Annotated in this window: 10 protein-coding genes; 5 read left to right on the top strand and 5 right to left on the bottom strand. The window is 72.1% G+C overall.

From position 1 onward, the window contains the following. Positions 1–181: 181 nt before the first annotated feature. Together ACFY01_RS14865 and ACFY01_RS14860 are read left to right on the top strand one after the other, a co-directional pair. Positions 182–1,939 (top strand): TIGR03767 family metallophosphoesterase, encoded by a 1,758-nt coding sequence (locus tag ACFY01_RS14865; RefSeq protein ID WP_390736106.1) that lies wholly within the window; start codon positions 182–184, stop codon positions 1,937–1,939. A gap of 93 nt (positions 1,940–2,032) precedes the next feature. Next, positions 2,033–3,181: a serine hydrolase domain-containing protein gene (locus ACFY01_RS14860; RefSeq protein ID WP_390736105.1), complete on the top strand. Its 1,149-nt coding sequence runs from the start codon at positions 2,033–2,035 to the stop codon at positions 3,179–3,181. A 4-nt stretch (positions 3,182–3,185) separates the two neighbouring features. On the opposite strand, the gene ACFY01_RS14855 is transcribed toward ACFY01_RS14860, so the two are convergent. Continuing rightward, positions 3,186–3,731, bottom strand: a complete 546-nt coding sequence (locus ACFY01_RS14855) for a TetR/AcrR family transcriptional regulator (RefSeq protein ID WP_390736228.1) — start codon at positions 3,729–3,731, stop codon at positions 3,186–3,188. A 164-nt stretch (positions 3,732–3,895) separates the two neighbouring features. On the opposite strand from ACFY01_RS14855, the gene ACFY01_RS14850 reads away from it, so the two are divergent. Beyond that, complete coding sequence (locus tag ACFY01_RS14850) at positions 3,896–4,741, top strand: SDR family oxidoreductase (RefSeq protein WP_390736104.1); 846 nt, start codon at positions 3,896–3,898, stop codon at positions 4,739–4,741. 160 nt (positions 4,742–4,901) lie between these two features. Beyond that, the gene (locus ACFY01_RS14845; protein ID WP_390736227.1) at positions 4,902–6,119 is read left to right on the top strand and encodes a glycosyltransferase; all 1,218 of its coding nucleotides are present in this window, start codon (positions 4,902–4,904) and stop codon (positions 6,117–6,119) included. Between the two features lie 40 nt (positions 6,120–6,159). Here the strand turns inward: ACFY01_RS14845 and ACFY01_RS14840 are convergent, their stop codons facing one another. After that, entirely contained in the window at positions 6,160–7,206 is a 1,047-nt protein-coding gene (locus ACFY01_RS14840; protein ID WP_390736103.1) for a hypothetical protein, read from the bottom strand. Positions 7,207–7,419: 213 nt separating this feature from the next. Continuing rightward, on the bottom strand, positions 7,420–9,999 hold the full coding sequence (gene pepN, locus ACFY01_RS14835; RefSeq protein WP_390736102.1) for an aminopeptidase N: 2,580 nt from the start codon (positions 9,997–9,999) through the stop codon (positions 7,420–7,422). A gap of 137 nt (positions 10,000–10,136) precedes the next feature. On the opposite strand from pepN, the gene ACFY01_RS14830 reads away from it, so the two are divergent. Next, entirely contained in the window at positions 10,137–10,799 is a 663-nt protein-coding gene (locus ACFY01_RS14830) for a DsbA family protein (protein ID WP_390736101.1), read from the top strand. 24 nt (positions 10,800–10,823) lie between these two features. On the opposite strand, the gene ACFY01_RS14825 is transcribed toward ACFY01_RS14830, so the two are convergent. Further along, positions 10,824–11,030 carry a hypothetical protein gene (locus tag ACFY01_RS14825; protein ID WP_390736100.1) on the bottom strand — a complete coding sequence of 69 codons (207 nt, stop codon included), beginning with the start codon at positions 11,028–11,030 and terminating at the stop codon, positions 10,824–10,826. A 39-nt stretch (positions 11,031–11,069) separates the two neighbouring features. Continuing rightward, on the bottom strand, positions 11,070–12,497 hold the full coding sequence (locus ACFY01_RS14820; protein WP_390736226.1) for an FGGY family carbohydrate kinase: 1,428 nt from the start codon (positions 12,495–12,497) through the stop codon (positions 11,070–11,072). Positions 12,498–12,533: the final 36 nt, after the last annotated feature.

Below are 12,533 nucleotides of genomic sequence, written 5' to 3'. Positions count from 1 at the left end.
GACCGCTCCATGACCATGCCAGGTACACCGTGATCGACGTACGGTGATCGGCGCTGCGCGTTGCCGTCTCGTTCACGCGCAGGTCACCCCCGGTGCCAACGATCCAGAGCGAGCGGGATGTTCGCGACAGCGACCGCCCGCGACCACTGCCGACGCAGTTCGCACTCGGGGAGATCGCGCCATGTCGCGCACACGCTCTGTCGCCAGCTCCGCGCTGGGGGTCAACCGCCGTACCGTCCTGGCCACCGCCGGGGCGGTGACGCTGTCCGCGGGCGTGGGCTACGCCCTGCGCCCGACGGACAGCCAGGCCGCCACCACCACGACGACCGAACAGGCGCCGGTCGCCAACTCCCGGAAAGCGCCTGCCCCGCCACTGGCCCCCTACACCAAGGGAACGACGGTCGCGAGCGTCGCCGCTCCGCGCAACAGCTCCGGCTACCGCCGCCTCGGCGACGGCGCCGGCTGGAAGCGCGTCGTGAGAAGCGACCTGGCCACGCCCAAGTCCGGGCGCGCGGACCGCCGTACGGCTCTCGCGGCGTTCGTGCAGTTCACCGACCTGCACCTGATGGACGTCCAGCACCCGCTGCGCCTGGAGTTCCTGCGCTCCACCGACGTGCACGCCTGGCGCCCGCACGAGGCGCTGACCGTGCAGGGCGCCATCTCGCTCGTCGAGCGGGTCAACGCGCTGCGGGGCGCCCCCGTCACCGGCGCCCCGCTCCACTTCGTCATGACCACCGGCGACAACACCGACAACAACGCCCACTCCGAACTGGAGTGGTTCATGAAGGTGATGTCCGGCGGCCGGATCACCCCGAACACCGGTGACCCCAGGCACTACGAGGGCGCCCAGAACAGCGGCATGAAGCTGTACTGGCAGCCCGACTCCACCGTCCGCGACAACGACAAGACGCTCGGCTTCCCGCACCTGGGGGGCTACCTGGCCGCCGCGATCCGCGAGGCCCGAAGCCCCGGCCTCAACCTGCCCTGGTACTCCACCGTCGGCAACCACGACTCCCTGCCGCTGGGCTGCTACGGCTCGCACGGCGACTCCTACCTCGCCGAGGCGGCCATCGGCGGCAAGAAGCTGCTGAGCGTGTCCGCCGCCGACGCCAAGAAGCTCCAGGACGCCATCAAGAACGCCAAGGACCCGGGGGGCGTGCAGTACCGGGACTTCCTCAAGGCCCACACCCGGTCCATGCGCTCGGTCACCCCGGACGAGAAGCGCGCCCCCTACACCCCCGCCGACTACCTCAAGGCCCACCTGGACCCGGCCCACCAGGGCCTCGGCCCGGTCGGCCACGGCTACTCCTCGGCCAATGTGGACGCGGGCACCCAGTACTACGCCTTCCGCATCTCCGACGACGTGATCGGCATCAGCCTCGACACCACCGACGCGGGCGGTCACTACGAGGGCTCCATCGGCACCAAGCAGCTGAACTGGCTGGACAAGACCCTCACCGACAACAAGGACTCGTACGCCGTCGTCTTCAGCCACCACACCAGCAAGACGATGACGAACACCCGCCCGGACCCGGCCCGTCCGTCGGAGCGCCGCCACAACGGCGGCGAGGTCGTGTCCGTCCTGGCCCGCCACGCGAACGTCCTCGCCTGGGTGAACGGCCACATCCACAAGAACGTCGTCACCCCGCACAAGGCCTCGGGGAACCGTTCCTTCTGGGAGATCTCCACCGCCTCCCACGTCGACCACCCCCAGCTCGCCCGCGTCATCGAGCTGGTGGACAACAAGGACGGCACCCTATCCCTCTTCACCACCCTCATCGAGTCCGCCGCCCCCCACCGCACGGACTTCACCGACCTCTCCCAGACCGGCCTCGCCGCCCTCTACCGCGAGCTCTCCTACAACGCCCCCGGCGCCAACAGGACACTCGCGGGCGACCCGGCCGACCGGAACACGGAGCTGGTACTGAAGAAGGGCTGAAACGCACTCAACCGGCCCACACCGAGGCAACCTCCGCACGCGGCGTAGTGTCCCTCCCGGCGACCGAGCTCGACGGCACAGATGGGGGAAGACATGCGTGCACGCAAGGTACTGGTCGCAGCGGCGGCCGCCCTGGCCCTGTCGGCGACCCTGGCGGGACCGGCCATGGCGGCCGCTCCCACCGGGGAAGCCGCAGGCCACTCAGCCACCCGCAAGGCCGTCGAGGCGGTGGTCGCGGCCGGCGTCCCCGGAGTGACCCTCACGGCGAGGGACGCGCACGGCACCTGGTCCACCACGGCCGGGGTCGGCGACCTCCGCACCGGCGCCCCGCGTTCGGCGGACGACCGCTACCGCGTCGGCAGCATCACCAAGACCTTCGTCTCCACCGTCCTGCTGCAACTGGAGGCCGAGGGCCGCCTGTCCCTGGACGACAAGGTGGAGAAGTGGCTGCCGGGCGTGGTGCACGGCAACGGCCACGACGGCCGCGCGATCACCGTCCGCCAGCTCCTCAACCACACCAGCGGCATCTTCAACTACACGGCCGACGAGGACTTCGGCCGCACCTACTTCCTCAAGGACGGCTTCTTCAAGCACCGCTACGACACCCTCACCGCGCGGCAGCTGGTGGCCATCGCCATGCGCCACAAGCCTGACTTCGCGCCGGGCACCTCCTGGAAGTACTCCAACACCAACTACGTCCTGGCCGGCATGGTCATCAAGAGCGTCACGGGCCACTCGTACGCCCAGGAGATCACCCACCGCATCATCGACCCGCTGCGGCTGACGGGCACCTCGGTCCCCGGTACGCGGGTCACGGTGCCGCAGCCGAGCAGCCGCGCCTACGGCAAGCTGGCGCTGACGGCGACGGGTCCCACGTACGACGTGACCCGCCTCAACCCCTCCATCGCCTCCTCCGCGGGCGAGATCATCTCCGACTCCGCCGACCTCACCCGCTTCTACCGCGCCCTCCTGCGCGGCACCCTCCTCCCGCCGAAGCAGCTGAAGGAGATGAAGACGACGGTGAAGATCGCCCAGGCCCCCAACATCCGCTACGGCCTCGGCCTCGTGGACACCACCCTCTCCTGCGGCGTCCACGTCTGGGGCCATGACGGCGGCATCCACGGCTCCTCGTCCTGGACGTCCACGACGGCGGACGGCCGCCACGCGCTGGCGTTCAACTTCAACGGGGACTGGACGGGCGACAGCGACGCGGTCGTCGACGCGGAGTACTGCGGCAACTGAGCCGCTAGCCCTCTTCTCCGCCGGGGAGGGAGCCCAGCCAGTCGATCAGCCGGGCTCCCTCCTTCGTCATGACCTCCGGGTCGCGCAGGGCGTTGGCCAGCAGCGACATGCCCTGGTACGCGCCCACCAGCGTCAGCGCGAGCCCGTCCGGGTCGGGCAGGCCCAGCTCCCCGAACTGCCCCGCCACCCAGTCGAGGAGCCGCCTCATGACCTTCCCGGCCTCGGCGTCCAGCCCGCCCTCCGCCCGCTTGTCCAGCTCCGCGGCGAGCGTCCCGGTCGGGCAGCCGAAGCGGGCCGCGAGCTCACGCTGCTCCACCCAGCCGCGCACCAGCGCCACGAGGCGCTCGCGGGGGCCGGGGAGGCGCTCCAACTCCTCTACGAGAGCGTCCAGTTGGCGGGAGTGCTCGTCGAGCGCGGCCGCGACGAGATCGTCCTTGGTCTTGAAGTAGTAGTAGACGTTCCCGGTCGGCACGTCGGCGGCGCGGGCGATGTCGGCGATCGTGGTCCGCTCGACGCCCTGCCGGTGCACCACCTCGGCCGCGGCGGCCATCAGCCGCCGCCGCTTGGCCCCGGCGGCCTTCACCCTCGGGTTCTCTCCCGAACTCTGCCTCGAAGTCTGTGAGTCAGTCACCCGACTAACTTTAGGGCGCGATCCGTGCTACGGTCTGTCCGTCGAAGTGAGTCAGTCGGCTAACTAACTTGCTGGGGGATCAGATGATCGTCGTGACGGGCGCAACGGGCAACGTCGGCCGGACGCTGGTACGGCTACTGGTGGAGGCGGGGGAGCGGGTGACCGGGGTCGCCCGCCGGATCACCGAGGCCGACGTCCCGCCGGGGGCGCGTGCGGTGGCCGCCGACCTCGGGGAGCCCGAGGGCCTGCGCCCCGCCCTCGAGGGCGCCGAGGCCCTGTTCCTCCTGGTGGCGGGGGAGGACCCGCAGGGCATCGTGGGCGCGGCCAAGGCGGCGGGCGTCCGCAGACTGGTGCTGCTCTCCAGCCAGGGGGCCGGCACCCGCCCGCAGGTGTACGGGCACGCGGCAGGCTTCGAGGCGGCCGTGCGGGAATCGGGCCTGGAGTGGACGGTCCTGCGCTCCGGCGGCCTGGCGTCGAACGCCTTCGCCTGGGCCGAGCCGGTACGGCTGCACCGCACCGCCGCGGCGCCCTTCGGTGACGTGGGCCTGCCCTTCGTCGACCCCGACGACGTGGCGGCGGTGGGTGCGGCGGTCCTCCGCGCGGAGGGGCCGGGCCGGGCGGCGGGCTCCGGTCACGCCGGAGCGACCTACACCCTCACCGGCCCCGCGCCCACGACCCCGCGCGAGCGGGCGGCCGCCCTCGCGGCGGCGCTCGGCGAGCCGGTCCGGTTCGTGGAGCAGACGCGGGAGGAGGCCGAGGCGCAGATGGCCGCGTTCATGCCGCTGCCGGTGGTGACGGGCACACTGGCTCTGCTCGGCGCCCCCATGCCGGAGGAGCAGCAGGTCAGCCCGGATGTGGAGCGGGTCCTGGGGCGGGCGCCGGGCACCTTCGCCCAGTGGGCGACGCGGAACGTCGAGGCGTTCCGGTGAGCCGTGAGGGGGTGTAACTGAGCCGACTTCGATACGAGACGGCCAGTTCATCCGTACGAAACGTCCGTACCGCCTCATATCGGCTGACCCACTGTTCACGGGTTTGGCTCGATTTATGTGCAAGGCGGGTGATCGTATGCGTACGGGAAGCGGGCTGCGAGTGCTGTCGGTCTACGAAGGCTTCTTCTCCGGAGGGGCCCGGATCGTGCACAGCGATGTCGTGCTGGGGCTGGCGGAAGGCGGCCAGGACCACCGGGTACTCAGCATCCATGGTGAGGTGCACCGGGAGGAGACCCGGCAGCGGATGCGGGACGACGCCTGCTACCGGTCGCTGACGGCGGCCGGGGTGGGGGTCGGCACCCTGGGGCGCGGTCATATCGGTTCGGACGATCGTCCGGCTGTTTTCAGCGGGCCCGAACTGGCCGATACGGCTCGGGCCATGGCGGCGGCCGACGTGGTCCTCTCCCTGAAGGAGCAGCCGCTGGCGCTCCTGAACCAGGCCGGGCTGCCCCGCCGTCCGGTCGTGGTCTGCCTGCACCGCTCCGACCCCGAGAACCAGGGCGCCGCCCTGGACGAGCTGAAGGCCGCCATCGCCGACGGCACGGTGGTGGCGTGCGTGTGCTGCGCGGAGTCGACGCGGGCGGCGTACCGGGACGCGGGGATCCCGGCCGGGCTGCTGCACGTCATCCCCAACGGGGTGGACCTGTTCCGGTTCCGCCCGGACCCGGTCCGCAGGCTGGCCCTGCGCATGGCGCTCGGCATACCCGACTCGGCGCCGGTCGTCGTCTTCGCCGCCCGGTACGCCGCCATGAAGAACGTCCCGCTCTTCCTGCGGGCGGCACGGGCCTGGCTGGCGCGCGAGGGCGGGGGCCATGTGCTGATGTGCGGGGCGGGGATGACGTCCGGGAACCCGGCGCTGGCGGCCGACATCGGGGCCGCCTTCGGGGAGCGGGGGGCCTCCCTCGCCGACCGGGTGCACCTGCTGGGAGTACGGGGTGACATGGAAGCGGTGTACGCGTCCGCCGACGTGGTCGCCCTCACCTCCTCCTCCGGGGAGGCGGCGCCGCTCTGCCTGATCGAGGGCATGATGTGCGGGGCCGTGCCCGTGACGACCGACGTCGGCGACAGCGCGGCCCTGGTCTCCGGCCACGGGGTCGTCACCCCGCCCGACCCCGACGCCATCGCCCAGGCCTGGTCGGGCGCGGTCGCCGGCCGGGCCGGCTTCGCCCCGGCGCTGCTGCGGAGCCGCGCGCGCTTCAGCCGCACCCGCATGATCGCGGCGTACGCCGAACTGCTCGAACGGGTCCACTCCTCCCACATCGGAGTTCCGGCCGACGGACTCCGACCTGACCTGCTCGGGGGCGTCTGGGAGAGGTAGAGGGGTGTAGCGAGGTGGGGGAAGCGGGCACTCCACCCCACTACCGGGGCAGGACCACGACATACGCGGCCGGGTCGCGGTCCGCCGCCGCCATCAGGGCCGTGCGGATGACCGTCGCCTGCTGTTCCATCGAGTCCCGGAGCTTCCTCGGGGTGATGTGGACGACCGTGATGCCCAGCCGCTCCAGGTGCTCCCGCTTGCGGGCGTACTCGGACCACATCGCGTCCTCCTCCTGCCGCGGGGCCCGCGTGTCCAGCTCCACCGCGACCGCCTGCTCGGGCCAGTAGGCGTCCAGGCCGCCGAGGTGCGGGCCGCCGGGGAGGCGGAGGTCGACGTTCCAGACCGGGTCGGGAAGGCCGTACTTGTGCACCATCCGGTACAGGCGGCCCTCCGCGATCGCCCGGCCCTCCGCCAGCAGCGAGTCCACGGCGTCCACCACGTGCGGGCGGGTCAGGAGCTTCGCCTGGGTCAGCTCCCGCACGACGGCGGCCGGTTCGCAGTGGCCCGCGCGTACCGCCTCGGTGAGCAGCCGGCGGACCGCCGTCGCGTCCGTCAGCCCGGCCACCGCGTCCGCCAGCGCCCGCGGCACCGGTGCCACCGGCACGCCCGTCACCTGGCGCGGAGCGGGCAGGCCGACCGCGCGGACGACGTGGACGTAGCTCGCGGAACGCAGCCGGCGCAGCCGGGGGACGAGGACGTCGATGTGCTCCAGGGACGGCAGCGGGGGCGACGACGTGAAGCCGTGCAGCGTCAGGGCCGCCAGGCCGGTGATCATCGCGTCCGCGTACACCGGGCGGTGCGGGGTCTCCGCGCTGGGCTGCTCGGGCACTCCGGGCGCCCCGGTGGCCGGCTCCTTCGCCGCGTACATCAGGGCCGCGTGCAGGCGCTCCTCGCTGGTCGGCGGGCCGGGGTGGAGCAGGGTGACGCCGGGCAGGAGCTGCTGCCAGGGGCCGCCGGGGCGGCACTGGTCGTTCAGTTCGGCGGGGGTGACGCCGTGGGAGCGGAGCTGGGCCGCGGTCATCACGCGGCGCTGCACCTCGGAGAGGTGACGGAGGGGGCGGGGGGAGAGCGGGGTGTTGTGCGTCATGCCGTCCCGATTCCCGGGTCCGGTCCCTGTCCTAACCGCTGTTACACGCTCGTCGATAAATGCGGACAAGACGGGACTAAAGGACGGATGTTCGGATGCCGAGTAGGCACGGAAAACCCCTGGTCCGTTCGGGTGCGGACCAGGGGTTACGGCTCCTATTGCCTGAATTCCGTAACGGTCACGGACCGGCCGATCTCAGGCCAAAGCTCGGGCTCAGGCCACGGCTTCCCGCGCGTCGCACTCCTGCCCCCGCAGCCCCCGCGCCAGATCGTCCCGCGCCTCCAGCACCAGCCGGCGCAGCGCGGGCGCTGCGTCCGGGTGCGCCGCCAGCCAGGCGTCCGCCGCCGCCAGCGTCTCCGGCGAGTCCTGGAAGGCGGGGAACAGGCCCCGGACCACGTCCATGCCGATCTGGATGGACCGCTCGGACCACACCCGCTCGATCGCCGCGAAGTACTTCGGCGCGTACGGTGCCGTCAACTCCCGCTGCGAGGCCTGCGCGAAGCCCGCGATGGTGGCCTCCACCAGCGCGTTGGAGAGCGTGTCGGACTCCACGACCTGGGCCCACGCCTGCGCCTTCACCGCCGCCGACGGACGGGCGGCCAGGCAGCGGACCTGATGGCGCTTACCGGACGCGGTGTCGTCCCGGGCCAGTTCGGCCGCCAGCACGCCCTCGTCCGCCGCCCCGTGCGCCGCGAGCGGCTCCAGGAACGCCCAGCGCAGCTCCTGGTCCACCTCCAGCCCCTCGACCACCTCGCTGCCGTCCAGCAGGTCCTTCAACAGCGCCAGATCGTCCTCGCCGGTGGCCGCCGACGCGAAGAAGCGCGCCCACGCCAGCTGGTGCTCGCTGCCCGCCTCGGCCTGCCGCAGCTCCCGCAGGGCGCCCTCGGAGAGCAGCCGCTCGCCGGTCTCCCGCCAGTCCGGGGCCGCGTAGTGCACCAGCGCCGACTCCGCCCAGGCGTGCAGCATCTGCACCACACCGATCTCGGACTCCCGGCCCGCGAAGCGCAGCACCAGGCCGACGAAGTCCCGGGCCGGGAGCAGCGCGTCCCGGGTCAGGTTCCACAGGGCCGACCAGCACAGGGCGCGGGCCAGCGGGTCGCTGATCGCGCCGAGGTGCTCCCGCAGGGTGGCCAGCGAGGTCTCGTCGAAGCGGATCTTGCAGTACGTGAGGTCGTCGTCGTTGACGAGTACGAGCTCCGGTGCCTCGGCGCCGGCCAGTTCCGCCACCACCGTCCGCGGCCCCTCGACGTCCGCCTCCACGCGCGCGTACCGCTCCAGTGCCCCCTCGGGCGTACGCCGGTACAGGCCCACCGCCACCCGGTGCGGGCGCAGCTCCGGGTGTGACTCGGGAGCCTCCTGGAGCACGGCCAGTTCCGCGATCCGGCCCCGCTCGTCCAGCAGCACCTGCGGGGTCAGCGAGTTGACCCCGGCCGTCTGGAGCCAGGAGCGCGCCCAGCCGGTCAGGTCCCGGCCGCTGGTCTCCTCCAGGACCGACAGCAGGTCGCCGAGGCGCGTGTTGCCGTAGGCGTTGCGCTTGAAGTAGCGGCGGGCGCCCTCCAGGAAGGCGTCCTGGCCGACGTACGCCACCAGCTGCTTCAGCACGGAGGCACCCTTGGCGTAGGTGATGCCGTCGAAGTTGAGCTTGGCGTCCTGGAGGTCGCGGATGTCGGCGGTGATGGGGTGGGTGGAGGGCAGCTGGTCGGCGCGGTAGGCCCAGGCCTTGCGGCGGTTGGCGAAGGTGATCCACGCGTCGCTGAAGCGGGTCGCGCCGACGTTCGCGAACGTGCCCATGAAGTCCGCGAAGGACTCCTTGAGCCACAGGTCGTCCCACCACTCCATGGTGACCAGGTCGCCGAACCACATGTGGGCCATCTCGTGCAGGATGACGTTGGCCCGGCTCTCGTACGACGCCCGCGTGACCTTCCCGCGGAAGATGTACTCCTCGCGGAAGGTCACCAGCCCCGGGTTCTCCATCGCGCCGAGGTTGTACTCGGGCACGAACGCCTGGTCGTACTTCCCGAAGGGGTACGGGTAGTCGAAGTGGTCGTGGAAGAAGTCCAGGCCCTGCTTGGTGATCAGGAAGACGTCGTCGGCCTCGAAATAGGGGGCGAGGCCCTTGCGGCACATGGCGCCGAGCGGGATCTCCAGCCGGGAGCCGTCCTCGAAGGTGCGCGAGTAGGAGTCCGTGACGTAGTGGTACGGGCCCGCGACGACGCACGTGATGTAGGTCGAGATCGGCTTCGTCTCCGCGAACCGCCAGACGCCGTCGGTGAGTTCGCCGGCGCCGTTGCTCCACACCGTCCAGCCCTCCGGCGCCCGCACCTCGAAGCGGAAGGGGGCCTTGAGGTCGGGCTGCTCGAAGTTCGCGAAGACGCGGCGGGAGTCGGCCGGCTCGTACTGGGTGTAGAGGTAGACCTCGCCGTCCTCGGGGTCGACGAAGCGGTGCATGCCCTCGCCGGTGCGGGAGTACGCGCACTGGGCGTCGACGGTCAGCTCGTTGTCGGCGGCCAGGTCCTCCAGGGTGATCCGTGAACCGTCGAAGACCTCGCCCGGGTCCAGGTCCTTCCCGTTGAGCGTGACGGCGGTCACGCTCGGGGCGATCAGATCGGCGAAGCTGGAGGCGCCCGGCTCGCCGCACCGGAACCGGATGGTGGTGACCGAGCGGAAGGTACGCGGCTCGCCGTCGCCGCCACCGACCGCGGACCGCAGGTCCAGGGACACCTCGTACCCGTCGACGGACAGCAGGGCGGCCCGCTCCCGGGCCTCGTCGCGGGACAGATTCTCACCGGGCACGGGCGGCAACTCCCTCATCGTCGGGGGTACGTCTGAACAGGACCGATCCTGCCATGCGCCCCTGACGCGGGACAGCGGGAATGAGCCCGGTGATCCTGGTGTTGCCGCTGGAAACGACCCGTTTCCCGAGGAGAGCCATGTCCGAGACCACGACCGCCTCCGGCAAGACCCCCGTCGACTTCTGGTTCGACCCGCTGTGCCCCTGGGCCTGGATGACCTCCCGTTGGGTGCTGGAAGTGGAGAAGGTCCGGGACATCGAGGTCCGCTGGCACATCATGAGCCTGGCCGTGCTGAACGAGAACCGGCTGGACGAGCTGCCCGAGGAGTACCGCGAGATGCTCGCCACCAAGGCGTGGAAGCCGGTCCGGGTGGTGACCGCGGCCTGGCAGAAGCACGGCGCCGACGTCCTCGGCCCCCTCTACACCGCGCTCGGCACCCGCTTCCACAACAACGGCGAGGGCCCGACCCCCGAGGCGATCGCGGGCGCCCTCGCGGACGCCGGCCTGCCCGCCGACCTCATCGAGTACGCCGAGCAGAAGGACTTCGAGTTCGACGCCGAGCTGCGCGCCTCCCACAAGGAGGGCATCGAGAAGGTCGGCCAGGACGTCGGCACCCCGGTCATCGCGGTCCCGGGCCCCGACGGCGAGCAGATCGCCTTCTTCGGCCCCGTCGTCACCCCCGCCCCCAAGGGCGAGGAAGCCGCCCGCCTCTGGGACGGCACCCTCGCGGTCGCCTCCGTCCCCGGCTTCTACGAGATCAAGCGGACCCGCACCAAGGGACCCGACTTCAGCAACCTCTGATCCTCGTAGCCTGATGCCTGACCCTCACGCCTCCTCGGGAGGGGGGAACCAGCCGCCGTCGGTCCAGTTCCAGCTGCGCTGGTACCGGCGGCAGCCCTCCCGGGTGCAGCGCACATAGGCGTCGGGCGCGTGGTCCGGTTTCTCCTTGCGGACGTACTCCTTCTCCTCGTCGGTGAGCGGACGGAACGCCTGCAACGGGCCGCCGCAGCTCGGGCATCGCTTGAACTCCATGTACCGCCTTCCGTAAGGGCGCGCCGGGACGGGCCGCGGTCACCGCCGCGCCCGGGCCCTGGCCTCCGCCAGTCTTTCCAGGTGCTCCTCGTAGCCCTTGGCGTAGTACGCCACCCGGTCCTCGTCCGGCTCCACCACCAGCGCCGGCCGGGTCCAGGCGTCCGCGTCCAGGGCCACCCCGTACCGTTCGGCGGCCGCCAGTACCGCGCCCCGCGCGCCCACCTCGCCCTCGACCACGCGTAACGGGCGGCCCAGCACATCGGCCAGCAGCCGCGTCCAGGCGGGGCTGCGGGTGCCGCCGCCGCACACCGCCAGGGTCCCCGTCAGACCCGCCGCGGCCAGGCAGTGCCGGGCGGCGTAGCCGATGCCCTCGCAGGTCGCGCGGATCAGGTCGGCGGGGGTGGTCTCCAGGCAGACCCCGGTGAGTTCGGCCCGCAGCCGGGGCTCGACGAAGGGGGCGCGTTCGCCGGAGGGCGCGAAGTAGGGCAGGACGCGGACGCCGTGGGCGCCGGGCGGGGTCCCGGCCAGCATGGCGTCGACCTCTTCGTGCCGCACGCCCGTCGTGGACAGCACCCAGTCCAGGGCCGCCGTGCCGACCATCGCGGGCATCGCGCGCAGCCGGTGGCCCGGGCGGTCGGTGGAGATGTACAGGCCGGCCGGTTCACCCGTCAGGTCCAGGCCGTCGGTGGCGACCAGGGCGGCCAGGCAGGTGCCGACGATCAGCAGGCCGTCACCCGGCCGGGTGACCCCGGCGCCGAGCGCGCAGGCGGGCAGGTCGTACGGGCCGTTCGCCAGCGGTGTGCCGGCCGGCAGCCCCTCGCCGTGCGCCTCGCCGGTCGCCACCGGGTAGCTGACCGGGGCGAGCAGGCGCCTGCGGTGGGTCAGGCCCAGGAGCTCGACGACCCGGTTGTCGTAGGACCGGGTGCGCGGGTCGAGGAACGGCATCGACGCGTCCGACACGTCCGTCGTCGCCCGGGCCGCGCCCGTCAGCCGCTGGAAGACCATGTCCTTGCAGTAGACGGCGGCCGTCGCCGCGTCCAGCGACTTCGGCTCGTACCGGTCGAACCAGGCCAGCAGCGGCCCAGGGCACCCCGGGAACATGGCGCTGCCCGTGCGCCGGAACACCGTCTCGAACGTGCCGTCCGCCAGCCACTGGTCGAGCAGTTCGTGCGCCCGGCCGTCCATCCAGGAGGCCGCCGGCCGCACCGGCCGCCCCTCGGCGTCGACCAGCCACACCCCGTCCCCCTGCCCGGTCAGCCCGGCCAGCTCCACCCCCTGGGGCACCCGCGCGGTCAGCGCGCCGAGCACGTCGACGACCGCCCCGTACACCTCCGCCATGTCCTGCTCCACGCGCCCCTCACGCAGATCGAGGCCCACCGGCCGGGCCTCGACCGCCAGTTGGCGCCCGCTCGCGTCGAACGCGGCGGCCTTCACCATGGACGTGCCCACATCGATCCCGACGTACATGTCACCTCCCGGTACGACCATGTCCGGCATTCCCGG

It is taken from the genome of Streptomyces sp. NPDC001480 (assembly GCF_042894725.1).
Classification (GTDB): Bacteria; Actinomycetota; Actinomycetes; order Streptomycetales; family Streptomycetaceae; genus Streptomyces.
The sequence above is the reverse complement of the archived record's forward strand: the minus strand, read 5'-3'. Positions and strand labels throughout refer to the sequence as shown.